At 60.1% G+C, this 20,621-nt stretch carries 26 protein-coding genes and 1 tRNA gene; 17 read left to right on the top strand and 10 right to left on the bottom strand.

Annotated features, from left to right (window positions below):
• Nucleotides 1-83: 83 nt before the first annotated feature.
• Nucleotides 84-467: a DUF4160 domain-containing protein gene (locus WKV53_RS27570; protein WP_341408073.1), complete on the top strand. Its 384-nt coding sequence runs from the start codon at nt 84-86 to the stop codon at nt 465-467.
• A 178-nt stretch (nt 468-645) separates the two neighbouring features.
• Here the strand turns inward: WKV53_RS27570 and WKV53_RS27565 are convergent, their stop codons facing one another.
• Complete coding sequence (locus WKV53_RS27565; protein WP_341408072.1) at nt 646-1,596, bottom strand: toll/interleukin-1 receptor domain-containing protein; 951 nt, start codon at nt 1,594-1,596, stop codon at nt 646-648.
• Complete coding sequence (locus tag WKV53_RS27560; RefSeq protein ID WP_341408071.1) at nt 1,596-1,895, bottom strand: hypothetical protein; 300 nt, start codon at nt 1,893-1,895, stop codon at nt 1,596-1,598. Before WKV53_RS27560 ends, WKV53_RS27565 begins: the two co-directional genes overlap by 1 nt.
• A 159-nt stretch (nt 1,896-2,054) precedes the next feature.
• Between WKV53_RS27560 and WKV53_RS27555 the strand changes: the two genes are divergently transcribed.
• Together WKV53_RS27555 and WKV53_RS27550 are read left to right on the top strand one after the other, a co-directional pair.
• Nucleotides 2,055-2,522 (top strand): hypothetical protein, encoded by a 468-nt coding sequence (locus WKV53_RS27555; RefSeq protein ID WP_341408070.1) that lies wholly within the window; start codon nt 2,055-2,057, stop codon nt 2,520-2,522.
• Between the two features lie 222 nt (nt 2,523-2,744).
• Nucleotides 2,745-3,476 carry a hypothetical protein gene (locus WKV53_RS27550; RefSeq protein ID WP_341408069.1) on the top strand — a complete coding sequence of 244 codons (732 nt, stop codon included), beginning with the start codon at nt 2,745-2,747 and terminating at the stop codon, nt 3,474-3,476.
• Between the two features lie 14 nt (nt 3,477-3,490).
• Here WKV53_RS27550 and WKV53_RS27545 read toward each other — a convergent pair whose 3' ends face one another.
• Complete coding sequence (locus WKV53_RS27545; protein WP_341408068.1) at nt 3,491-4,489, bottom strand: hypothetical protein; 999 nt, start codon at nt 4,487-4,489, stop codon at nt 3,491-3,493.
• A 513-nt stretch (nt 4,490-5,002) separates the two neighbouring features.
• Here WKV53_RS27545 and WKV53_RS27540 point away from each other — a divergent pair.
• The 10 genes from WKV53_RS27540 to WKV53_RS27495 all read left to right on the top strand — a co-directional run bounded on the left by WKV53_RS27540 (nt 5,003) and on the right by WKV53_RS27495 (nt 11,553).
• Nucleotides 5,003-5,512 (top strand): hypothetical protein, encoded by a 510-nt coding sequence (locus WKV53_RS27540; RefSeq protein ID WP_341408067.1) that lies wholly within the window; start codon nt 5,003-5,005, stop codon nt 5,510-5,512.
• The gene (locus WKV53_RS27535) at nt 5,509-6,333 is read left to right on the top strand and encodes a RecB family exonuclease (protein ID WP_341408066.1); all 825 of its coding nucleotides are present in this window, start codon (nt 5,509-5,511) and stop codon (nt 6,331-6,333) included. The genes WKV53_RS27540 and WKV53_RS27535 overlap by 4 nt, the downstream gene beginning before the upstream one ends.
• Entirely contained in the window at nt 6,330-6,476 is a 147-nt protein-coding gene (locus tag WKV53_RS27530) for a hypothetical protein (RefSeq protein WP_341408065.1), read from the top strand. The genes WKV53_RS27535 and WKV53_RS27530 overlap by 4 nt, the downstream gene beginning before the upstream one ends.
• Before the next feature lie 84 nt (nt 6,477-6,560).
• Nucleotides 6,561-6,746 (top strand): hypothetical protein, encoded by a 186-nt coding sequence (locus WKV53_RS27525; RefSeq protein ID WP_341408064.1) that lies wholly within the window; start codon nt 6,561-6,563, stop codon nt 6,744-6,746.
• A gap of 33 nt (nt 6,747-6,779) precedes the next feature.
• Nucleotides 6,780-7,799 carry a DUF3150 domain-containing protein gene (locus WKV53_RS27520; protein ID WP_341408063.1) on the top strand — a complete coding sequence of 340 codons (1,020 nt, stop codon included), beginning with the start codon at nt 6,780-6,782 and terminating at the stop codon, nt 7,797-7,799.
• Nucleotides 7,800-8,036: 237 nt separating this feature from the next.
• Nucleotides 8,037-8,426, top strand: a complete 390-nt coding sequence (locus WKV53_RS27515; protein WP_341408062.1) for a DUF1257 domain-containing protein — start codon at nt 8,037-8,039, stop codon at nt 8,424-8,426.
• Complete coding sequence (locus WKV53_RS27510) at nt 8,423-8,626, top strand: DUF2997 domain-containing protein (RefSeq protein ID WP_341408061.1); 204 nt, start codon at nt 8,423-8,425, stop codon at nt 8,624-8,626. Before WKV53_RS27515 ends, WKV53_RS27510 begins: the two co-directional genes overlap by 4 nt.
• The gene (locus WKV53_RS27505; protein WP_341408060.1) at nt 8,623-8,877 is read left to right on the top strand and encodes a hypothetical protein; all 255 of its coding nucleotides are present in this window, start codon (nt 8,623-8,625) and stop codon (nt 8,875-8,877) included. Before WKV53_RS27510 ends, WKV53_RS27505 begins: the two co-directional genes overlap by 4 nt.
• On the top strand, nt 8,874-10,388 hold the full coding sequence (locus tag WKV53_RS27500; protein WP_341408059.1) for a Ycf46 family AAA ATPase: 1,515 nt from the start codon (nt 8,874-8,876) through the stop codon (nt 10,386-10,388). The genes WKV53_RS27505 and WKV53_RS27500 overlap by 4 nt, the downstream gene beginning before the upstream one ends.
• A 106-nt stretch (nt 10,389-10,494) precedes the next feature.
• Nucleotides 10,495-11,553: a WGR domain-containing protein gene (locus WKV53_RS27495; protein WP_341408058.1), complete on the top strand. Its 1,059-nt coding sequence runs from the start codon at nt 10,495-10,497 to the stop codon at nt 11,551-11,553.
• Between the two features lie 111 nt (nt 11,554-11,664).
• Here WKV53_RS27495 and WKV53_RS27490 read toward each other — a convergent pair whose 3' ends face one another.
• The gene (locus WKV53_RS27490) at nt 11,665-12,042 is read right to left on the bottom strand and encodes a DUF4339 domain-containing protein (protein ID WP_341408057.1); all 378 of its coding nucleotides are present in this window, start codon (nt 12,040-12,042) and stop codon (nt 11,665-11,667) included.
• A 78-nt stretch (nt 12,043-12,120) separates the two neighbouring features.
• On the opposite strand from WKV53_RS27490, the gene WKV53_RS27485 reads away from it, so the two are divergent.
• Nucleotides 12,121-12,393 carry a helix-turn-helix domain-containing protein gene (locus WKV53_RS27485; protein WP_341408056.1) on the top strand — a complete coding sequence of 91 codons (273 nt, stop codon included), beginning with the start codon at nt 12,121-12,123 and terminating at the stop codon, nt 12,391-12,393.
• Nucleotides 12,394-12,584: 191 nt separating this feature from the next.
• On the opposite strand, the gene WKV53_RS27480 is transcribed toward WKV53_RS27485, so the two are convergent.
• The 3 genes from WKV53_RS27480 to WKV53_RS27470 all read right to left on the bottom strand — a co-directional run bounded on the left by WKV53_RS27480 (nt 12,585) and on the right by WKV53_RS27470 (nt 15,777).
• Nucleotides 12,585-12,660, bottom strand: a tRNA-Phe gene (locus WKV53_RS27480).
• An 88-nt stretch (nt 12,661-12,748) separates the two neighbouring features.
• On the bottom strand, nt 12,749-14,281 hold the full coding sequence (locus WKV53_RS27475; protein WP_341408055.1) for a S1C family serine protease: 1,533 nt from the start codon (nt 14,279-14,281) through the stop codon (nt 12,749-12,751).
• Between the two features lie 8 nt (nt 14,282-14,289).
• Complete coding sequence (locus tag WKV53_RS27470) at nt 14,290-15,777, bottom strand: S1C family serine protease (RefSeq protein ID WP_341408054.1); 1,488 nt, start codon at nt 15,775-15,777, stop codon at nt 14,290-14,292.
• Nucleotides 15,778-15,889: 112 nt separating this feature from the next.
• Between WKV53_RS27470 and WKV53_RS27465 the strand changes: the two genes are divergently transcribed.
• Together WKV53_RS27465 and WKV53_RS27460 are read left to right on the top strand one after the other, a co-directional pair.
• The gene (locus tag WKV53_RS27465) at nt 15,890-16,378 is read left to right on the top strand and encodes an Xre family toxin-antitoxin system antitoxin (protein WP_341408053.1); all 489 of its coding nucleotides are present in this window, start codon (nt 15,890-15,892) and stop codon (nt 16,376-16,378) included.
• Between the two features lies 1 nt (nt 16,379).
• Nucleotides 16,380-16,829: an RES family NAD+ phosphorylase gene (locus WKV53_RS27460; RefSeq protein WP_341408052.1), complete on the top strand. Its 450-nt coding sequence runs from the start codon at nt 16,380-16,382 to the stop codon at nt 16,827-16,829.
• Nucleotides 16,830-16,837: 8 nt separating this feature from the next.
• On the opposite strand, the gene WKV53_RS27455 is transcribed toward WKV53_RS27460, so the two are convergent.
• The 3 genes from WKV53_RS27455 to WKV53_RS27445 are packed head-to-tail and all read right to left on the bottom strand — an operon-like array spanning nt 16,838 to nt 20,279.
• Complete coding sequence (locus WKV53_RS27455) at nt 16,838-17,755, bottom strand: hypothetical protein (protein WP_341408051.1); 918 nt, start codon at nt 17,753-17,755, stop codon at nt 16,838-16,840.
• The gene (locus WKV53_RS27450; protein ID WP_341408050.1) at nt 17,752-20,070 is read right to left on the bottom strand and encodes a hypothetical protein; all 2,319 of its coding nucleotides are present in this window, start codon (nt 20,068-20,070) and stop codon (nt 17,752-17,754) included. Before WKV53_RS27450 ends, WKV53_RS27455 begins: the two co-directional genes overlap by 4 nt.
• Complete coding sequence (locus tag WKV53_RS27445; protein WP_341408049.1) at nt 20,067-20,279, bottom strand: hypothetical protein; 213 nt, start codon at nt 20,277-20,279, stop codon at nt 20,067-20,069. Before WKV53_RS27445 ends, WKV53_RS27450 begins: the two co-directional genes overlap by 4 nt.
• On the opposite strand from WKV53_RS27445, the gene WKV53_RS27440 reads away from it, so the two are divergent.
• A partial coding sequence (locus tag WKV53_RS27440) for a hypothetical protein (protein ID WP_341408048.1) occupies nt 20,256-20,621 on the top strand: 366 nt, incomplete at its 3' end. The genes WKV53_RS27445 and WKV53_RS27440 overlap by 24 nt on opposite strands.

Here is a 20,621-nt window from a genome sequence, read left to right as displayed (position 1 = left end):
GGTTTGCGACTCCAAAAAAGGGGTTCGAGCATGCAGTTTTTCCGATTCCCTTAGAAGACGTGGTTCCTACTCTGTCTTGGACCATGAAGGAGATGGATTTCGATAGAGAGGCCAACGAGTTGCAGCACGTCTTCTCACAGATTGATCGTCAGATGGCATCAGCCCGTCGGCCGCAAGGAGTGATTGAGTTCTTCATTATTAAGGTGGAGGACCTGAGGATTAAAATGTACCAAGAAAAAGGTCATCAGCGACCGCATGTTCATATTGATTATGGAAAGGAAAAGCACGCAGCGAGCTACGCCATCGACAGCGGCGAACGCCTTGAGGGCAGCTTGCCCCGCCGTTACGACAAAGCGGTTGCTACGTGGATACACAAACACCGATCAAATCTCAATGTACTGTGGGCTCACGCACAAAAGGGGACGGCAATAGAGGAAGTGCTCGTAGCAATCCAGAAAGGAAACTGATATTCACGGTTTGAGGAATTTACAGTCGTGTAGGACGACCGGCCTTTTGAAGCGCAGCGGATACTACTCGTCGGGATAAGTGACATTAACGCACGCCCCGCCCGCAGCATCGGTTCCGAGACTCCTCGCAATTCCCCTTCGCATCGGCGGATGGATTTCGGGCGTCCCGCTGCTGCCATTACCGCTGCAATGGCTCCATAAATGTATCCCAAAAGTAGCGAGCAGCCCCTTCCATGCCCAGGCCCTCGGCTTTTTGTCGTCCCAAATAAAACCCACCCATGACGGACTTGAAGGAAAGACTTCCATCTCTCTCTTCTAACGCGAGCGCGTCGTTTACCGAATTGCCGCGGCTTCTTAGGTCGCGAGAATAGGCAATGTCTCCAAGCATGGCATTGCCTTTGGTGATAAGGCACTCGGAGACATTCTTGCCGCTGCTGTAGACCACCGCGGTGAATGTCACGAGGTCGATCCGCTGGAACCTGGTTTCGAGGTTGGCACCTGGATTTCTGTCCGGCAGTTCCTCCAAGGACCCTTCAAAGAAACGCGCTATGTAATCAAAGGTATCGATGACGAATTGATCTTTTTGATGTTCAGTGGCGGCAACCTTCACGCGGAGATTCGACGATCTCGGGAGATCAACGATCGGCGAGTCCGGCGGAGGAGGCGGCAAATTGACGGTCGGTTGTGACGTTCCTGTCTTATCCGCAAGCTTCTGAATCCCCCGTACCACATCGGCCAAGCCCTCGTTGATATTAGCGAACATCATGATGGGTTTCGCGTCGGTGGGTAGGGCGGTGAGATGCTTGAATGGAGCGATCTGCCAGACGCAGTGGTCGAGGATCACCGGAATGACCCGAGCTTCGCCGGCTTTCTCCCGCTCAAGTGCCCTCCGCATTTCAATGCCGAAGCAGTAATGGGATGCAATAAAGTGGTGGCTGATCAGAAGCAGGACAACGTCGGCCGTATTCAGATTCGCGTCGATCTCTAGGGCGAAATCGTCTCCGGCACGGAGCATCCGATCGTGCCAAGGTGCGATCAAGCCACTATGCTCCAAGATCTTCAGGTGCTTATCCAGTTCCTGCTTCAACTTCTCGTCCGCGTGCGAATAGGAGATGAAAATCTTGGTCATTAGGATTTGAGGTGATGGAGGAACGCTAAAATGCTGTCTGCGCGTGGCTCGTCCTGTGAGAGGCCAAGTCTCGTCCAGATCTGGCATATCTCACGCTCCTTTAAGCTATGCCTTCGTTCTACCAGATCTTTGCGCTGCTCTTCCACTACGCGAGGTGAAGCGAAGAAGAGGTTCACTTGGTCAGCTTCCACTTCGATCACAATCGGCCGTCGACCATTCCCAATGGAGCGGGAGATCCACGGGTCGATTTCCCGACTGTAAAATCGGCTTTCCCCTTCTATCGTCACGACGATCTTCATCAGCTCACATTGGGCGTTTACTTGCTCCTCCGGCTCGCAACAAGGAAAATGTTCATAAGAACACTTTTTGAGTTTAAGTTGTGCTGTGAGGAACTAAGCTTGATGGCAATGACAATTCGACGTCCAGCATGCTGGCTCTTGGCATGGGACAAATCGCGCGTGGATACGGACAAGCGATTTGCCTATTTGAACGACCTTCCCTTCTTCGTTGGAACCTTGCCGACGTCGATGAACGCCAATCGGGTGGGCGACGTTTTGTGGCCCCTGCTGCTTTCCCACCTTCCTGCGTCGATTGCGTTCAAGATCGACTTGCCGCGGGCAGGGCGCCGAAGGGAGAAACAGAGCGACGGATCCTTTATTAGTGGTTTTCAACCGCGTATCCAACTTTCACAGGATCATCCGCACGATGTTGAATGCTCTGTTGGAATGATGCGAATTGTTGCGCGACGGGTGACAGATCTTGTCGTAGTGGGGAATGAAGACGGCTCGGAAACAGTCTCATGGACGGAAGCCCGCCGATTCTGGCGCAAGCAGAATCACGAAACCGGCGAGGCTTACGAGGAGGAGATCATGCCGGAGCGTAGACGAGAAGAAACGCTGAGCATGGCGCAGTACTCGTTTCATTGACCGAGGGAAAGGAGAAAGCGGCACTTGAGCGCGGGCTTGCAGAGAAGGCTCGGCTACGACGAGCCGCCCCAGTTCCTCCGCGGGCTCGCCTTGCATCTCCCGAGAAAGACACGCTGGGCAGGTCCTTCCTGATTGAATTCTGCCAGTCCGTTTCTCAAACTCAGCTCTTATATGGGCACCGAGTCTGCCTTCAAACAGGATACTATGCTGTAATTGACTGCTATGGAACAACCTCCCATCCCTGAAGCCAATGCAATCCGATCTCTCATTGAGGGTGGTGCTCGGATCTTGTCGGCAGCAATACCCGGCGTCGGTAGCGTAATCGTACAAGGCTACACCGAGTATGTCAGCGCACGGCGAGAACAGCGAGCCCAAGAATTCTTTGAGTTTGTTGTCGGTGAACTCAAGAAGCTGGAACAGCGGCAAGAAGAACTAGCAAAGAATCTTTCGGAGATGCCCGACGCGGCTGAGATTCTGGAGCGTGCCGTCGAGGCGGCGACCAAAGAGACTGCAGCCGAGAAGAGGCCGATGTATTCGAAGGCATACCTGAATTTCATTACAGCGCCTGGTGACACGCAGCCTGAAGATCGGGTCAGCATCATCTCAGAGATTGAACAGCTGACGTTCAACGATCTTGAAGTTCTAGCGAGGTTTGGAGCGAGGAACCCGCTTCGTGGCGACGAGCTTACTGGCACGACCCATCCAGACTACGGTGCAATGGTGGCGCCCCCCGGCTTCGGAGGAGCGGCACGCGCCCGCCCGGACTGGCGGCAGCAGCATGGTCCTCTCATCAGTTCGCTTCAGCGCTTGCAAGCCCGTGGGCTGCTTTCTGAGGTCCACATCAATCGAGGATCTTCCACGCCCGGAGGTGAGGATCCTCAGTTCACTACATTTCGGATGCGTGGGTGGCAGGCTACGGCCCTGGCATTGAGGCTAGTGGGCGCTATCCGGTGAAAGTGAAACGTTCGTTACTGGATTTGCGGAGGATTGCCGTCGCACGATGACGGTCGCTTGACCGTCCTCGTCAGGGCGGCGAGCGCCTCGTCGACTCGTAGCGCCCGCCGCTCATCGCGCTTTCGCCACTGATGACGGATCGCACTGATAAAGTGATTCTCTTCGCGAGATGATTCCTCCAATAGGAGGCGAATGAGGCCCGCGTCGCTTCCAAAAACCTCGGGACGTTTGCCTTCTGGATCGTGAAGGGACCAGAAGACGATCGCGTCAATTTCCGGGTGTGCTTCGAGGAATCGCGCGGTCGCGCGCCGAAGGGTTTCCTCAGGCGGATAGAAGGTCGTGACGCCTACAACATTCCTTTCAACTTCCGTCCTTGGACCGAACTTGCCTAGCACATCATCGAAATAGGAGTCGAAATCGCGGGAATAGAATTTGCCATCGGTGACCCCCATCCAGTCGCGCCGACGGGACTTGATCTCCAGATTGATTATCATTTCACAGCAGCGGAACCGCCAGTCGACGTTCTTCTCCGATTCGGGGTTTTGGCGATAGCTGTTTCGAATGTGCTTGGGAGTGCGCCAGCGGCCAAGCCACAACACCTCCTCCACCACCGCAAGGTGATCATCTGGATGCCTCAAACGCGACGCGAAGAGTGACGGCCATCGCTTCGCGCCCAAAAGTTCCCTGCCGAGCAGGCAAGCTCGGGAAAGTCGGACGAATTCTCCGCAACTGATAGCCGGTCCAGCGGCATCCCGCCCCTTGGTCCCATCCGGGTCTGCCAAAGGGCCGTAGCTTACTCCTGGAAGGCGGTAGCTCGGGACCCTTACAGGCTCGTAACCGGGGACATCGACTGGCCAATCGCATTCCCATTCCAGGGCAAAGCGAACTTGCTCCATGTCATCGAAGACCATCTGCCCTCGAATAGTTGCCTCTTGGAGTGTCAGAATCGGTTCCGCGAAGCCGGGGTAGCACTTTGTCAAAACCTCGACGATTTGCTTCTCCCCAAGTTTCATTCGTGGCCTCTGCTTGGGGCTAACGAAGCTTCAGGTCAAGAACGGCAGCCGATTGTGGCGGTAGGCGGCAAGGAGCTATGGAGGAATTGGGAGCACGCGCCTGGGAGGTCAGGTAGAGAGAGGCACAAATGGGGATTGTCCGGCCTGGTCTGAGAAAGTGGGACGGCTCCGCTGGCGCATCGGGACGGTGAATTCCTGCTTCTAAGGAGCCACCTGGGAGCGAAACACCAACGCTAAGGTCGCCTTCTTCAGTCAAGAAAGCTGGAATTCAGTGCGTTACTCCTTTCATGCTGAGGATCTCCCCAAGCGAAATCCGCATCCGTGTGTCTACTACGGCGATGGGCAGCATGAACTCTTCTGGCGACGGCGTCATTGGCGGCAATTCTCCCCCAGAAGGTGTTAAATACCTATGAGAGCAGAGGACTACCTCCGTCTTCCCTCGCTTCCTTCAAACCGCCCCGGTCATTCCTGCGATGGCCGGGGCGACTTGTTTTCACCCCAACGCAACCAGCCATGGCCATCAAACTGATCGCAAACTACAGCAAGCGCCTCGGGCTCCCCGGTTACTCGTCCCACCAGTTTTCCGTCTCGGTCGAAACGGAGCTGGTAACCACCGACGATGTCGCCGGGGAATCCCAGCGCCTCTACCAAATGCTCCAGACCTCGGTCGACGAGCAGATCCAGCACACCGGTTTCGTTCCGCCCACGGAGTATGGGATGGATCCGCCGGCCGGTGCTCCCGCAAGCAACGGAAACCAGCCGTCCGCCAACGTTCGGTGGAAGTGCTCCGAAAAGCAGCGAGAACTCATCGAGAAGCTCGTCGCCGAGCACAATCTCGACAAGAATCAGGTCGAGAGTCTCGCCGTCGAGCGCTTCGGCAAGGGGGTTCGCCACCTCAATAAGGTGGAAGCCTCCGGACTCATAGACGAGTTGATCGATACTCACGGCGGCCAACGCCGTCCACCCACAAACGGCCGTCGATCGGCCTACGCCGGAGCCAATGGAAACGGAGGTGTAGGGTGATCGGACTTGTCGATCCGCACCATGCACCTCCATCCCGGCTACCCGCCTATATCAGCGCATCCGCAGCGAAATCCTACCTCGCCTGCTCGCTTCGATTCTTCTTCGGGCGAGTGCTCGAGATCCGGAAACCGACCACACCCTCCCTTCACCTCGGGAAAGCAGTCCACGCAGCCCTCCAAGCATTCCATCTGGCCCGCTGGCGTGGCACCGACGACTCACCCGCGGTCATAGCCGCGGCATTCGAGGACTCCTTCGTTCGAATCGAACTCGAGGAGGGACCAGTCAGATGGAAGGAAGGGGAGCGGGAGAAGAGTCGACTCGCCGGTCTCCGTGTCGTCGCTGCCTATCTTGATTCCCCGGATGCCCTGAAGAGCAAACCCCGGGGCGTCGAGGTCTCGATTACCGAAACGATACCGGGCCTGCAAGTGCCACTGACTGGCGTCCTGGATCTCGTGACGGACGTCTTTGCACCGGTGGACTTCAAGTCCGCCGCAGCAAAGCCTGACAAGCGACATGCGGCATTCGATCACGAACTTCAACTCGTCGCCTACCAGCTCCTGCTGGAAGCCGCGACTGGAGAGGATCCACCGTCGCTCGACCTGATCTTCTTGGTGAAGACCAAAATCCCGCAGGTCATCCGCATTTCTTCCCCACCTGCCGACCATAGGCGGAAGGATCGTGTGATCCGGATGATCGACACCGCCGTCACTGGCATCGTGGAAGGTCGGTTCCATCCGCAGCCGGGAATGACCTGCCTAGGCTGCCAATACCGCAATGAATGCAAGGCATGGCCGGCGCTCCCGAAGAGGAGGGCACCATGAGCGACTGCTGGAAGCTGATCGCCATCGGCATGGCCGTGGTCATCGCCCTCGTGCTGTTCGCACCGTTCCTTCCGGGCCTGTTGGCGATCATCTGCGCCCTGTTGTTCATCATCACCCTCGTCCGCCTCATCTTTCCCGGCTGACGCACTACCTCAATTCACACGGAAGAGCTCCCGCCCGGCCATGGTGGCCCGGTGGGTGTTTCCGTTTCCAACCGTACCGTAATCATGAAATTCCTCAAATACTGGCCGTTCGTCATCCTGGCGGGCCTCTTCGTCTATTCGTGCTCCCTGCTCGGACCGCTCGTCAGCGGCCTGCTGCTGTTCGTCACGGCCTGTGTCGTGCTCGCCAATCTGTTCACTCCGTTCCGTTTCATGGGAAGGATGCTCGGCTTCGTGGGCCGCTTCTTCTGAGGCACCCGGCATCAACCATCACAAACATCCGTCATGTCCCAGACGCAATACAACCTTCCACTCCTCGAAGCCGTGTGCCGTCGAGGAGTGCTGTGCGCTTCCACCATCCGCTATTGGCGGGGATGCAAGCGCCTCAACGCCGAAGATCTCGGCCTGAATCCGGCCCAAGTCAGCGATCGACTGATCCAACTCGGGCACAAGCAGCTCGTGCCGCGTGACGCCCTTGCAGCGTTCTCGCTGATCGAGTCCCGTGCCCATGCGATGATCGAGGGTTCGAGCTTCCCGTTCCTGGGAGGCATCGCCCGCTTCGTTCCCAACCCACGGCTCGCCACCCTGACCAACGGGCTCGACAAACTCCGGGATGAATTCCGGGAAGCCACGCTGGATTTCGTGGCGGGCTACGGTCCGCTGCGGGAGAAGGCAATGGGCGAGTGGAGCGAGGCCGCTCAGCAACTCAACGGCAGCGCCGACATGCTGCTGGCCACCATCGAGCAATCGTTCCCGCCCGCCGGGGACATCGCACGGCGTTTCGGATTCGAAACCCGGATGTTCCAGATTGCAGCTCCCGACAACCTGCGCATCGAAGTGGCGGAATCCATCGACCAGATGGAGATCGCTGACCAACGCCGCCGGGTGGCGGAGGATGCCCAACGCCGGCTCCAGGCCGACCTTGACGGTTTCATCCGGGAGAGCGTTACGACTCTCCGGGAAGAGACTGCCAAGCTTGCCTCCGACGTGCTTGCGACGATCGACGGCAGCGAGGGTGGGGTGCACCAGCGCACACTCAACCGGTTGACGACGTTCATCGATAGCTTCCGCACCCTGAACTTTGCGGGCGATGGCCAACTCGAAGCGACACTGGAACGGTTCCGCCAGGAACTGCTCAACCGGAGCGCCGAGGACTACCGCAACGACAGCACGGCAATGCGGAGTCTAACGGATGGGCTGAATCGTCTCCGCGACAATGCGGTGGCGATGGTCCGCACCGAAGGACGCGACGTTCTTCAGCGTTTCGGTCAGCTCGGTGCACGTCGGCTCGCCGCGGTGAGCTGATCGCTGCCATCGTTCACTGACTGTCATCACGGGTCGTCCGGTTGTTCCGGGCGGCCCGTTTCATTTTTCACACTAGCCTGCCTTGCATCACTCGACCAGACCGCGCTTGCCCCGACTCGCTTCCTCTCCAACCGCCGCTCCTACCTCATCTACTTCCCGTAATTCCAACAAACTAACTCCGCATGTAGGGCGGCTCCACCCCAGGGGCCGCTCTTCTTGCACTTATCCATCTTCACCATGTCCCACTTCACCAGCATCAAGACCGAGATCCGAGACCTCGATGCGCTGCGCTTCGCCTGTATCGAACTCGAACTCCGCCTCACTCCAAACTTCCCGTGCCGCGGCTATGCAGGTCAGATCCGCAACTGCGAGCACACCATCGAGCTGAAAGGCTCGTATGACATCGCTGTCGATAGCTCCACCGAGAACGACGGCACCTATGCCCTGACCACCGATTGGTGGGATGGTCACGTTGAACGTGAGGTTGGTCCCGGCTACGGTCGGCTCCTCCAAGCCTACGGAATCCACAAGACCTTCCTCGAAGCCCGGAAGAAGGGACTTCGTGCCACCCGTCGCCAGCAAGAGGACGGCTCTGTCCTCGTCACCTTGGAAGGAGGTGTGCTGTGAGCCAGAAGCGAATTCTGGTCCGGGTTTCTCCAAATGGAGACATCCAGGTCGAAGCGGATGGCTTCAAGGGCAAGGGCTGCGAGGCAGCCACCCAAGCCATTGAGGAAGCTCTCGGCAAACGGACCGCCCGGGCCTTCAAGCCGGAGCACCGGCAGGCCGGGGGAGTTATCCAGCAACAGCAACGCCTCGGTGATTCATGAAAGCGACCCTCAGCTTCGACGATCGTGGCCGTGTCCTGTGTCTGTACACAGATGCGGTCGATCTCCGGACGCTTGGGCGGCTTACTGTCTCCCGGGCTACCGACATCCAGTTCCACAATGCCACCCAGCAGTGGTTGGTGCGTAGCGCCTCCACTGGTCGACGGCTCTTCTCCGATTCTTCGCGCGAGGCATGCCTTGCATGGGAGCGCGAGCATCTTGGTCCGGGCGGCGAACTCATTGAATCCCCATGAATCTATCCACCTATCTGCGCGCCGGTTATCCCGGCCTTGTCATCATCAGTCCTGAGGAAGCCCGGGCCGAATCTGAAATCGCTTCGGTTTGCAACGAACTCGGCCGTCACCTCCACGCTTGGTCGTCCATCGAAGGACTGGCCAGCATCCGGGAGGAACGTGTGGTTGCCTGCTCCGATCCCTTCGAAGCGCTCGATCATGTCGAACGCCTCTTCGTGTCGGAGGAACCACGGCATGTCGTGCTGATGCGTGACCTCCAGCTCCACCTCGACCAGAACGATCCGCTGCTGGTCCGCCGGCTCAAGGACCTGATCCGCGCCGGTAAATCCAGGGGACATGCCATCATCCTGCTCGGCTGTCGCATGAAGCTTCCGCCTGAGCTGGAACACGAAACCACAGTCATCGACTTTGGGCTGCCCGGTCCCGACCGGCTCCGGGAAGTTCTCCATGGTGTCGTCGAATCGGCTACCTTGGGCGTTCTCGATGCCGGCGTCACCGAATTAGTACTACGCAATGCTAGCGGCATGACCACGGTGGAGGCTGAGAATGCCTTTGCCCTATCGGTCACCGAGTGCCAGGCCATCGATCCCTCGATCATTGCCCGCGAGAAAGCCCGCACGCTCAAGCGCAACGGCCTCGTGGAGGTGATCGAGAGCTGTCCCCGGCTCAACGACATCGGCGGGCTGGGTCAGCTCAAGGACTGGCTGGCCCGCCGGGCAGGTGCCTTCGGTGAAGCTGCCCGAGCATACAGACTGCCATCACCGAAGGGTCTCCTGATTGTCGGTCTTCCCGGCACAGGTAAGAGCCTCACGGCTAAGGCGACGGCTTCGGCCTTCGGTGTCCCATTGCTGCGGCTCGACATGGGACGGGTCTTCGGGGGCATCGTGGGCCAGAGCGAAGCCAACCTCCGCACGGTCATCAAGACGGCCGAAGCCATCGCCCCATGTGTCCTGTGGATCGACGAGATCGAGAAGGGGATGTCGGGAGTGAAGAGCAGCGGTTCGTCCGATGGCGGAACCTCGTCCCGGGTGTTCGGATCGTTCCTCTCCTGGATGCAGGAGAAGGACAAGCCGGTGTTCGTGGTCGCTACCGCAAACGATGTCAGCCAGCTCCCGCCCGAGTTTCTGCGCAAGGGGAGGTTCGACGAGATGTTCTTCGTCGACCTGCCTGATGCCAGCGAGCGTGCCGCAATCTGGAGTATCGTCATTGCGAAGTTCGGTCGCTCTCCGGCAGGCTTCGATGTGGCTGCACTGGCTTCCGCCTGCGGTGAGTTCACCGGGGCTGAGATCGAGAGTGCCTTCGAGGACGCGATGCACGAGGCGTTCGCTGAATCCTGTGAGCCGGGCATGTCGCATGTCCGGCAGGCCATCTCACGGACCGTGCCACTGGCCCGGTTGATGGATGGCACCATCGAGTCCCTGCGCAAATGGGCGAAGGGGAGGGCCCGCGAGGCTGCCAAGCCTCAAGCCAAAGCCCCTCGTGGCTCACGAGTCATCCATGGCGCCAACTGAGGCGCCTTACCGCAAACCATCTGGCCCGCATCGGAACCCCTCCGGTGCGGGTCTTTTCACGTAATCCGCCGCCGTTGGCGGCAACCACCACCAACCTAACGTAATCATGCCAACCACCCTGTATTTCCGTGAAGGAAGCTCTGACAAGGTATACCAGACGGACATCGTCCCGGCCGGAGACGGCTTTCACGTCACCTTTGCCTATGGACGGCGAGGAACCACCCTCCAAACCGGCACCAAGACCACCAATCCTGTTCCTCGTGAGGAAGCCGAACGAATTGCCGCGAAGTTGATCTCCTCCAAGGTCGCCAAGGGCTATACCCCAGCCGAGGATGGAACGCCCTACCGCGGCGACGGCAACGAAGGCCGCGACAGCGGTATCCGCTGCCAGTTGCTCAACCCGGTCGATGAAGACCAGCTTCCAAGACTACTCGCTGATTCGCGCCATGTCCTGCAGGAAAAGCACGACGGCAGGCGGATGTTGATCCGCAAGACCGGGAACGAGGTCATCGGGATCAACCGCCGGGGCCTGATCATTGCGGTTCCCGCTCCCATCGTCGAAGCTGCCATGCGCATCCCCACCGATTTCTTGATCGACGGTGAGGCGATTGGCGACGTCCTGCATGCCTTCGACCTGCTGGAGGTGAGCGGTCACGATGCCCGCAGGCGCGGCTACCTCGACCGTCTCACCGGGCTGTTGTGCATCCTCGATGTGACCAGCGCAATCCGTCCGGTGCGGACCTTCGTCGAGCCCGACGACAAGCAGGACCACTTCGACAGTTTGCGGGCAGGAGGAGCGGAAGGCGTGGTCTTCAAGGACCGCGATTCCTACTACATCCCGGGTCGTCCGAACTCGGGCGGTTTCCAGCTGAAGTTCAAGTTCGTCACCACGGGGTCGTTCATCGTCTCCGCGGTGAACAAACGGCGCAGCGTTGCGCTGGTACTATTCGACGGTAGTCGGCAAGTGCCTGCGGGGAATGTGACGATCCCTCCGGATCACGACATTCCGCAGCCTGGTGACATCGTCGAGGTCAGGTTCCTCTATGCTTTCCAAGAGAGTGGCTGCATTTATCAGCCGGTTTACCTCGGGAAGCGGGATGACATCGCGGAGGCCGAGTGCCATGTGGGCCAGCTCAAGTATAAGGATCAAGGCGTCGCCGCTTGATCACATGTGCATGAGAAGCTGAGCCGATCGTCACGATCGGCTTCCGGAATCCATTCGCTCAAAGCGGATGAGTTCCTTTACCTGTTGCTCGATTCGTGAACCACGCACTGCTCATCCCTTTCGCGCGAGATGCTTCAGGAGGAAACCGACGGCAAGCACGCCAATGAATACAGGGTGAAAATTGGTGAAGAGGAGGAATCCTCCACCGATAATTGCCACGATGCCGATTACTCCCAGCACCCAATCAGAGTTCCCACCTTTCACGGGATCGTTTGGCAGAGCCGAGCGCGGATCTGGATTCAAAGAGCTCACGCCGAGAATTCGGGAGTCAAATGGACTCCAGGCCGCGTCATTAGTTCTCTTGACCAGATGGGCTGAGCCTAGCGCTCCGACTTTCGCCAGTTCACGCAACGTTCCAATCGAAACGGGTCCGTAGGAGCTGTTGCCGTCCGAGTAGTGCCAGTTGGCTTCGTCAGGGGAGGAGTTCATCTCGCGTTTTCGATGTAACGGTGCCGGAACATTTATTCCCGGTCCGTCGGGTAGGGTCAAGTTCCGAAGACGGAACAAATGGCCTCCTTGAACATAATTGGCGAACGCGTCAAAGCGCGGCGGGAGGCCCGCAACTGGACCCAAGATCACCTCGCGGCGGCTTGTCAGCGGCTCGGATGGGATATTTCTCGCGTGACACTCGCCAAAGTGGAGACGGGGATGCGTCGGGTAGGTGACGGGGAAGTCGTTGTTCTGGCAGCAGCATTGCGGTGCAAGGCAAGTGACCTGCTCGACAAGGTGCCGCTCAAACTCGCGATGAAAACGGTCCGGCAGGGGCAGGCGACGCTTTAAGGGGGGCTTGTCGCAACCACTGAGTGTTCCCTAAATCGCCTGTTTAGCAGCACTTTGGCTGCGATCAGGTGGTCGGCACAGAGTCGCCGCTTTAGGTCGCTGAATCAATCCTCGTCTGGAAACTGCGCGTTAACTGCTCCAACCTTGAAAATTGTTAGGTGCGACCTCGTCGTAAATGACTGATGCAGAGGTGGTGGCTCAGGACGGAATCGAACCGCCGACACGCGGATTTTCAATCCGCTGCTCTACCGACTGAGCTACTGAGCCGTGTTACCCCTGCGAGGTGGGGCGGGATTAAGGGTGGCCGACCGGGTTTTGACAACCGGAAAATTGAAAGAAAATCGCGGCTCCGTCATCAGTCATCCGCCCGCGAGAGCTTGGGCAGCCCGCGCTGGAGGAGTTGCTTGTCCACCGTGTCCGAAATGCTCTCGTCGAGGTAGACGTGGAACTTTTCCTCGTCGAACTCGATCGAGTGGAGGCCATCGGCGGCAGGCGTCTTGAAGGCCTCGATAAGGGTCTTCATGTCCTTGATATCCTTACCGTTGACCTTGGTCACGATCATGCTTTGCAGCGACTCGTAGCCGACGGTGGCAGGGGTGGGGATGACATTGGAGAGGAAGACGACCCGGCGGCAGCGGGATTCGTATTTCTCGGGGTTCTCGTAGACGTCCAGCAGGTTGAGCGGGGCCCGGGACTGCCATTCATTGCCAAAGGATTCCAAGACGGGCTTGGTGAGTTCCTGGAAAATCAGGCCGCCCTTGACGAGGAAGTTCGGGGCCTTCCCGAAGGCGTAGGCGGGCACGAGCTGGCTGACTTCATCGCGGCGATCGAGTACGGCGGAAATGTTCTGCGGCTGGCCATCGCGCTGGACGACGAGATCGACCTTGTCGCCGCTGGCCTTGGCGCCGCGGACGAGGTGGCTCCAGTAGAGGCGGCCATAGTGCTTGTCCACGAAGTAGCCGAGGCGGTCGATATCGTTGCCGTCGATGGAGAGAATGACATCGCCCTTCTTGAGGCCGGCCTTTTCGGCGGCGCTGCCGACGCGGACATTCGAGACGTAGAGCCCTCCACCATCATCGGGAAGCTTCAGGAAGAGCCGGAAATTCGGATCGTCCGTGCGGCTGATCGAAATGCCGAGCGATGGGAAGCCGGCATAGTCGGCATCCGAGCCTTCCTTCACGAAGCGAGCGACGATCTCCGTGGCAACGACGTCGCTGATCTGGTCCTTCGAATCATAGCTGGTGAGCAGGCCTGCGAGCTTGCCGTCCCGCAACACCGGCAGCGAGAAGCTGCTGGCGGCGCTCTGCATCGAGGCCTTCACCTCGTAGGTGAGGAAGAATTGGCCGGGCAGGAAATTTGAAACGACGTCGATACTCTGGATCCCGCCGCTGGTGATGAGCGGCGAGCCGTTTTCCTCGACTTGCAGGATATCGAGCGTGTCGCCGATTTTCGGTGGTGCGGAGATTTCGAGGGGCTTGGTGCCTTCGAAGAACTTGGCATTGCTCTCGTCGGTAAGACCTAACAGGGCGAGGTTTGCCTCGTAGTCGACTGCGATGGTTTTGGCGGGTGCCAGTTTCTTTCCATCGGGAGACTCGAGCTCGATATAGGTGGCATCAGCCGCCATCTCCGCGGTGGTGAGGATGATCCCGTTGCCAACGATGGCGCCGAGCGAGCGGCGCTTGCCGGGAGTATTCTTTTGCCAAGGCTCGGCCTGATCCCACGACTGTTGGGTGGTATTGATGCGGACTACCGAGGGCAGGATCTCGTCAGGGTTCGCCACTGGAACCGGGCCGGGAGCAACCGGAGCGGCGGCTACGGGCTCGACGGCCGCCTGCGGACGGTCGCAGGCGGAAAGAAACAAGAGAGGGAGCAGCAGGTGAGGGCGCATGGCGGATTTCACTCTTCGAGATTGGAAAGATGGTCGATGGCGTAGGTTTCGCTCACGCGCTTGTTCGCGGCGGCGATGGCATTGCCGGGAAGCACGATGGGACGCGGCGAGCCGAACAGCTCAATGACGAAGAACTCGGGCGGCGTGGCGGGATTGAGGAGTTCGTGTGCGTGCTTGAGGCTCTTGACCACGGTGCCGTTGATCTTGTCCACGGCCTTGCCGGCGAAGCCGCCAAGCTGACTATTCACGGGATCGCTTTCGACGCGGGTCAGAAGCACGATGTCCTGGCGCTCGGTGAAGATGCCCTTTGGCACGTAGTCGGTGTAGAGGCGGCGGACGTTGACGTCGTCGAGCTTGCTGGTGGCGAAGAGATTGGTGTCCAGCGGTTGGAAAACGAGGCCGGCGAAGACAGTGTAGCGCGGCTTCTTCTCATACTGGATGGCATACATGCGTGCCGGTGGCAGTGGCTTGAGCTCGACGTCCTTGTCATTCCAAGAGCCTTGGCTGAGCCAGCGGAGGGCGACCTTGTCACCGGCGAACTTGCGTTCGACGACTTCGTTGAGATCCACTTTTTCGCCATCGAGGAGAATCTGGCCGGCGCTGTCGACTTCGTGGCCGTCGATCGAGACGAGCACGTCGCCTGGCTTCAGCACGCCTTCGCAGGAGCCGGTGGGGGTGACATCGGTGACGAGCACGCCATTGCCATCATCCTTCAGCTTGAGCGCCTGGCGCATGGCGGGATTGTAGAGCGGGAAGGTGGAGGCGCCGAGGTCCACGTAGTAGTCGTAGTGGCCGTCCGAGATGTCCTTGAGGAAGCGGCGGATGACCGGAGTAGGGATGATGTAGCCGGTATTGTCCGCTTGGCGCAGGCCTTGGAAGGCGACGCCGACGACCTTGCCATCCTGCACGACCGGGCCGCCGGAGTTGCCTGGGTTGATGGCGGCATCGATCTGCACGATGAGGTGCTGGTCGGCGCGCGAGTGGGAGTAGGCAGAGAAGTCGATGCGCGAGACGACGCCGCGCGTGACGGACAGCCGCTCGCCGCCGATGGGGTAGCCGATCACGCGGACCTGGCTTTCAAGCTGGGGCACCTCGCCGAACGAGAAGACGGGCAGTTTTTCGAAGTCCGAGAAATCCTCCACTTCCAGCAGAGCGAGATCGCAATCATGGGCGATGTACTTCACCTGCGCCGGGTATTTCCGCGAGCCGCCGTGGATGGTGATCAGCAGGCGGCGGGCATTGGATACGACGTGGGCGTTGGTGAGAAACTGGTTCTTGCCGATGATGAAGCCAGTGCCGATCCCCCCCCCGAAGCGGCCGCTATTCCACGGCGTCTGATAGTCCGGCACCTGTGCAGCGGCCTCGATCCGTACGGCCGAGCGGTAGATGTCCGAGGGGGCACCGGCCGGGGCTTTCGGGGTGGAAGCTGCGACCGTCTGGGCAAGGGCTGGACCTGCCGCCAACAAGGCAAGCGGTAGAACGAAACGCGCGAGCATGATCCCGCGAGGCTACGGGGCATAGGCCGCGGCGCAAGGGGAATGGAGGCAAGCGCGGAGGCAAGAGAGGAAAATACTTGGCATGGGCAGATGGAGTGATAGATTGCTTCATATGAAGCGAAAGGCCAGCGGCCGCGATGAACTCAGAAAGTCCAGTGACGGTGCCTTGCCACCGGTGCCACTCGCTCCGGATATAGAAGATCGTTTCAAGGGCTCGGCGCTCCACGAACCGGAGGCGGCATACATGATCGAGAAGGTCCGGGACGGGCTCCCCATGTCGGAGTTTCATGCCCTGAGAGACATGCTCGGCCTCTCGGAAGAGCGGCTGGCCGGGTTGCTCGGTCTATCGCGGGCCACGCTGCATCGTCGCAAGGTGGGCGGGACGCTGGATCGCGCTGCTTCGGACCGGCTGGTTCGTTATGCGCGGCTACTGGGCCGGGCGGAAGTGGCCTTGGGCGGCGTGGAATCGGCGCGGTCGTGGCTGGCGGCGCCGGCCTTGGCCTTCCATGGCGAGTGCCCATTGGATTTCGCGGATACGGAAGTCGGAGCGCGGGAGGTGGAGGCGCTGCTCGGTCGCATTGAACACGGCGTGTTTTCCTGAAATGGCGCTCTGGTTCCGGATCGTGCAGGAGCGCTGGGCAGCGACTGCGATGGATGGTGAGGGTGCCCGGATCCATGGTGGGCGGTGGAATCCGCCCGGCGTCGCGGCAGTTTACCTGGCGGAGTCACGGGCCCTGGCAGCGCTGGAAATTCTCGTGCACGCGCCGCGGGAGGCGCTGGCCTTGGAGTGGCGGGTGATTCCTGTGGATGTGCCGGACGAGTGGATCGAAACGGCGCGCGCGCTGCCAGATGGCTGGCGTGACCAGCCATCGTCGATGGCCGCGAGGCGCTACGGGGCCGCGTGGTTGTCGAAGGAAAGAGCGGTCGGGCTTGTGCTGCCGAGCGTGGTGGTGCCCCAGGAGAGGAATCTCCTCTTTAACCCTCGCCATCCTCAAGTGCCGAAGTTGAAGACGGGAAAGGTGGAGCGCTTCGAGTTCGACCGAAGGCTGTGAGATGTCCTCTATTTGCCATAGAGCTTGGCCATGCGGCGCATTAGTGTTTCCAACTCCGCATAGTAGTCGTCTTCCTTGAGGGCCTTTTTGCGTTGACGCAGGGCTTCGATTTCGGCTTCCAGCTTGGTTCGTTCGTCGCGCGCTTCGGGTGAAAGCGGATCGGCACTGTCGCCGAGGAAATGAATCTCGCGGGCAAGGGCACCATCGGGAGCCGGGCCCTCGGCACGCAGCCCTTTGAACTTGTCCGTGCCGGTGGCGCGGCCATCGCCATTGTCTTCGATGACGGCGTGTTCTGAGACGACCCGCTGGGCATCATCGTAGAAGGCCTTGGTCGCAGCGGAGGCGTGGAGCACGGCTTCTAACAGGGATAGCGAGCCATCGAGATCGAGATCGGCATCTGCTGAAACCAGTGAGTCCGCGAGTTTCTCGCCGAGGCGCGAGTAGTTTCGCTCTCCGCCGCGGTTGGCACTGACGATGACCCGGTTCTTGCCGGCCAGCGGCTCGATGAAAGGACCGCTCGCAGAGAAGAGATTGAGAACGATCAAGCGGCGCTGGAAGGGCTTGAGAAGTTCCGCGATGGAGGTCGCCTCGATGTCGGGGCCGCGCAGATTGAACTTCGCGGAACGGCCGTCAAAGGTGCCGTGGCCGATCCATACGAGCCACAGGTCTCCGCCTGCTTTCGGCAGGGCCGTGATGGCTTTCTCAAGATCCGGGCGATCTCCGTCGGCAGGCTCGTTGCCGAGGCCGACAGTGTTTGTATCCATCTTCGCCTTCGCGGCGAGATCTTGCCACGCCTTCGCCTGCCGCTTGAACTCGTCTTGGTAAAGCGGATTGCCGGGTTCGCCGACTACGATCAAGAGGGCGCGCTTTTCCTCCGCCTGCAGTATCGGGATCGCGCCAATCAGAAGTAGCAGCAACGTCTTCATGCGAGTTTCTTCCAACGGCGCAATGCCCACTCGCCGATGAAACAGCCGAGTGCGGCAGCGAGCCACCATGGTGAGTGCCAAAGCGGTTCGGAGCGGGTTTCAGTGATCGGGACCGGAAGATCATCGAGTGATCTAACAAATTCATCCAAGCCACCCGGCGAAAGGACACGGCCGCCGGTGGCGGAGGCGAGACGGTTCATCGCGTCCATGTCAGGCTTGAGGGCGAGGTATTCGTCCTGCAGGGCATTCACCACCCAACCGGTGCTGGCGGATTGGGCGGGTCGGGTTCCGGCGGCACGGCTGGTGGCTTCAGCAAGATAGGGGCCGGGAGCGGTGTCGGTGTGGAGCGATTCGAGCAGGCCGGGAGTTTCGGCATTCGGCCGCGGGGAAAGGCTGGTCCAAGTATCGTCGGGGCGACGGACGCGCAGCGCGATGCCACCGGATTCCGAAGGCTGGAAATCCTCGCCTAACAAGCGAGTGGTGACGAGGTGGCCGTTGGATGAGTTCTCCGCTTTCACGGCGAGCGGGCGCGGCACGTCGGATAGCAGCCAGCGAGTCAGCTGCCGCCACGTCTTGTCCATGTCGGCATGGGAGCTCGCGTCATGGAGACCCCAGCGCCAGAGATCGGTGGCGGCGATGACGGCGGTATGTCCGCGACCGTAGCGGCGAACGGCGAGAGCGGGACTGCTCGCATCGCCCGATTCGAACTTGCCGACTTCCATCGCCCCGGGGCGGATCGAGGGGAGGCGATGGATGTTTTGAAACTCCGGCATCTCACGCAGGCGGCGATCTTCCTCGGCTTCGGTTTTTCGAAGGCGCGCCCACGGCTCTAACAGACCCTCGCGGGTCAGTGAGAATCGGCCCGACGACGGACCATCGGCGGGCGTTGCGGGGTCGAGATAAACCGGCAGCATCTCGCCGATCGCGGTGTCCTTGTAGCCGCCGGCATCCAGCGACTCCATGCCGCCGAGCATGAGAACGCTACCGCCACGCTCCGACACGTAGCGCTGGAGCAGGCGCTGCTGGTCTCGAGTGAAGAACTCCGCTTCGACGTCGTCGAGGATGACTGCATCGAAGGGAAACAGTCCACCCGGTGTCTTCGGGAAGCCTTTGTCGAGTTCATCGCTTTCCTTCGTGTTGAGACGGAGGAAGACGGCTTCGTCGAAACGTTCCGCGTTTTCCTGGTCCGCGAAGCCTCGATAGAGGGGATTGCTGGTTTCGCCCTCGCGGCTCTTCATCTGGAACTTCGGCTCGCGCCGTGCGACGCGGATGACACTGGTCAGGCTGACGTCCGGATCTTCTTCCAGTGCGCGCTGGAGGAACTTGTGTTCGAAGTTCGGTCGCCCGCCGATGTAGAGCACGCGGTAGGGACCGCTGTCTCGATTCGCGGCGACCATGCGGCGGTTGTTCTCCAGCGTGGCTTCCTGAAGTGTGTCTGCGGGCTTCACTTCCACTTCGAGAAAGGTGGTGCCGGTTGCTTCCGGGCGGACTTGGAAGCGTGGATTCCAGGTGCCTTGGTCCTCGGTGAAATCGTGGCGCTGCTCCTCCAGCACCTTGCCGCCATGCTCACTCACGGTGGCGATGACGGTCTTTCCAAGCAGCCCGAGAGCTGAGATTGAGGCATCGACAATAATCGGTGCGTCCTCGAAGAGGGTGGCCCGGGCGGTTGCGCTGGCGACAGAGAGATCCAGCAGCGGTTTTTCCGGCGCGATGACCAAGGGGAATACCGGTGGCAAGCTTTCCTTCATTCCCTCCAATGCGGCCGTGTCGGTGGGGCTGCCGTCGGTGACCACGAGGATGCCGGCGAGCGGACGTCCTTGATAACGGTCCTTCACTTCACCCAGGGAACGGGCAAGAGCCGAGGCGTCCCCCGCGAAGTCCAGCGGTGTGCGATGATGCAGGCGCTGGTCGAACGAGAAGCGGTCGAGGATGAAGGCCTTGCCGAGTTTCTCCTGCCAGTTCTCCGGCTTGGGCTCGAGAAGTGCATTCATCCGGTCACCGCGCGATTTGTCATCGGCCTGATCCTGCAGGGTCATGCTGCGGCTATTGTCTAACAGGAGCGCCCAGTGGTTGGTGCCGGGGCGATTGTGAGTGCGGACGATTTCCGGTCGCAGCAGGAAGAAGAGGAGCAGGGCGAAGCCGAGCCACTTCAGTCCGCCCGCCAAGAAGCGAATGCGCAAAGGGATCCACGGCTTGTTGCGATAGCTGAGAAGCAAGAAAGCGGCGATGACCACAAGCGCGATGATGCCCGGCGCGATCCAGCCGCTTTCGGTCCAGACGATCCTCATGTTTGCGATGACGAGGGCGCCGGTCATTTCCCCAATTCCTCAAAGTAGCGACGGACCAGATCGTCGTAGCGTTCTGGCACCGGATCTCTGCCGACCGGGGCAAGCGGGTCCTTGCGATCGAGTTCGCGCAACCGCTCGTCAATCTTGTGGGCCGCTTCGGCGAGCGGGCGCACGATCTCCTTGTCGAGCTTGTCCTGGCCAGGCTCTACGGAATGGCGGGTGAAGTCGCGCCTCATCTCGCGGCTGGCTTGGCGAGCGCGGGCAACGGCTGCCTGCGCCTCGGGATCTTCGACAAGCGTTTCGAGATCGGCCAGGCGCTCGTTCCATTCTTGGAAATCGTTGCCGGTGATCGGGGAATTGCGGGAACCACCTCGGCCATTGCCACCGCCGGATGCGCCTGCGGGGTTGAGCCGGTTCCCTTGTGCCTGTTGGGGATCTCCGCGCTGGCCTTCACCGGGCTGTTGTCCGGGCTGGTTACCTTGACCGGGTTGATTGCCTGCTTGTTCACCACGCTGACCTTGTCCGGGCTGTTGTCCCGGTTGGTTTCCCTGGCCGGGTTGATTGCCTGCTTGTTCACC

The sequence above is a fragment of the Luteolibacter sp. Y139 genome (assembly GCF_038066715.1).
Taxonomy (GTDB): Bacteria; Verrucomicrobiota; Verrucomicrobiia; order Verrucomicrobiales; family Akkermansiaceae; genus Haloferula; species Haloferula soli.
Note: the sequence above shows the minus strand (reverse complement) of the source record. Positions and strands in the feature narration are given on the sequence as shown.

Excerpts from the sequence above, each read along its gene's own strand:
- WKV53_RS27570 (WP_341408073.1), top strand. The coding sequence starts at position 84 with ATGAAGGAGATGGATTTCGATAGAGAGGCCAACGAGTTGCAGCACGTC.
- WKV53_RS27565 (WP_341408072.1), bottom strand. The coding sequence starts at position 1,596 with ATGACCAAGATTTTCATCTCCTATTCGCACGCGGACGAGAAGTTGAAG.
- WKV53_RS27560 (WP_341408071.1), bottom strand. The coding sequence starts at position 1,895 with ATGAAGATCGTCGTGACGATAGAAGGGGAAAGCCGATTTTACAGTCGG.
- WKV53_RS27550 (WP_341408069.1), top strand. The coding sequence starts at position 2,745 with ATGGAACAACCTCCCATCCCTGAAGCCAATGCAATCCGATCTCTCATT.
- WKV53_RS27545 (WP_341408068.1), bottom strand. The coding sequence starts at position 4,489 with ATGAAACTTGGGGAGAAGCAAATCGTCGAGGTTTTGACAAAGTGCTAC.
- WKV53_RS27540 (WP_341408067.1), top strand. The coding sequence starts at position 5,003 with ATGGCCATCAAACTGATCGCAAACTACAGCAAGCGCCTCGGGCTCCCC.
- WKV53_RS27530 (WP_341408065.1), top strand. The coding sequence starts at position 6,330 with ATGAGCGACTGCTGGAAGCTGATCGCCATCGGCATGGCCGTGGTCATC.
- WKV53_RS27525 (WP_341408064.1), top strand. The coding sequence starts at position 6,561 with ATGAAATTCCTCAAATACTGGCCGTTCGTCATCCTGGCGGGCCTCTTC.
- WKV53_RS27520 (WP_341408063.1), top strand. The coding sequence starts at position 6,780 with ATGTCCCAGACGCAATACAACCTTCCACTCCTCGAAGCCGTGTGCCGT.
- WKV53_RS27515 (WP_341408062.1), top strand. The coding sequence starts at position 8,037 with ATGTCCCACTTCACCAGCATCAAGACCGAGATCCGAGACCTCGATGCG.
- WKV53_RS27505 (WP_341408060.1), top strand. The coding sequence starts at position 8,623 with ATGAAAGCGACCCTCAGCTTCGACGATCGTGGCCGTGTCCTGTGTCTG.
- WKV53_RS27500 (WP_341408059.1), top strand. The coding sequence starts at position 8,874 with ATGAATCTATCCACCTATCTGCGCGCCGGTTATCCCGGCCTTGTCATC.
- WKV53_RS27495 (WP_341408058.1), top strand. The coding sequence starts at position 10,495 with ATGCCAACCACCCTGTATTTCCGTGAAGGAAGCTCTGACAAGGTATAC.
- WKV53_RS27490 (WP_341408057.1), bottom strand. The coding sequence starts at position 12,042 with ATGAACTCCTCCCCTGACGAAGCCAACTGGCACTACTCGGACGGCAAC.
- WKV53_RS27485 (WP_341408056.1), top strand. The coding sequence starts at position 12,121 with ATGGCCTCCTTGAACATAATTGGCGAACGCGTCAAAGCGCGGCGGGAG.
- WKV53_RS27475 (WP_341408055.1), bottom strand. The coding sequence starts at position 14,281 with ATGCGCCCTCACCTGCTGCTCCCTCTCTTGTTTCTTTCCGCCTGCGAC.
- WKV53_RS27470 (WP_341408054.1), bottom strand. The coding sequence starts at position 15,777 with ATGCTCGCGCGTTTCGTTCTACCGCTTGCCTTGTTGGCGGCAGGTCCA.
- WKV53_RS27465 (WP_341408053.1), top strand. The coding sequence starts at position 15,890 with ATGAAGCGAAAGGCCAGCGGCCGCGATGAACTCAGAAAGTCCAGTGAC.
- WKV53_RS27460 (WP_341408052.1), top strand. The coding sequence starts at position 16,380 with ATGGCGCTCTGGTTCCGGATCGTGCAGGAGCGCTGGGCAGCGACTGCG.
- WKV53_RS27455 (WP_341408051.1), bottom strand. The coding sequence starts at position 17,755 with ATGAAGACGTTGCTGCTACTTCTGATTGGCGCGATCCCGATACTGCAG.
- WKV53_RS27450 (WP_341408050.1), bottom strand. The coding sequence starts at position 20,070 with ATGACCGGCGCCCTCGTCATCGCAAACATGAGGATCGTCTGGACCGAA.
- WKV53_RS27445 (WP_341408049.1), bottom strand. The coding sequence starts at position 20,279 with ATGAGGCGCGACTTCACCCGCCATTCCGTAGAGCCTGGCCAGGACAAG.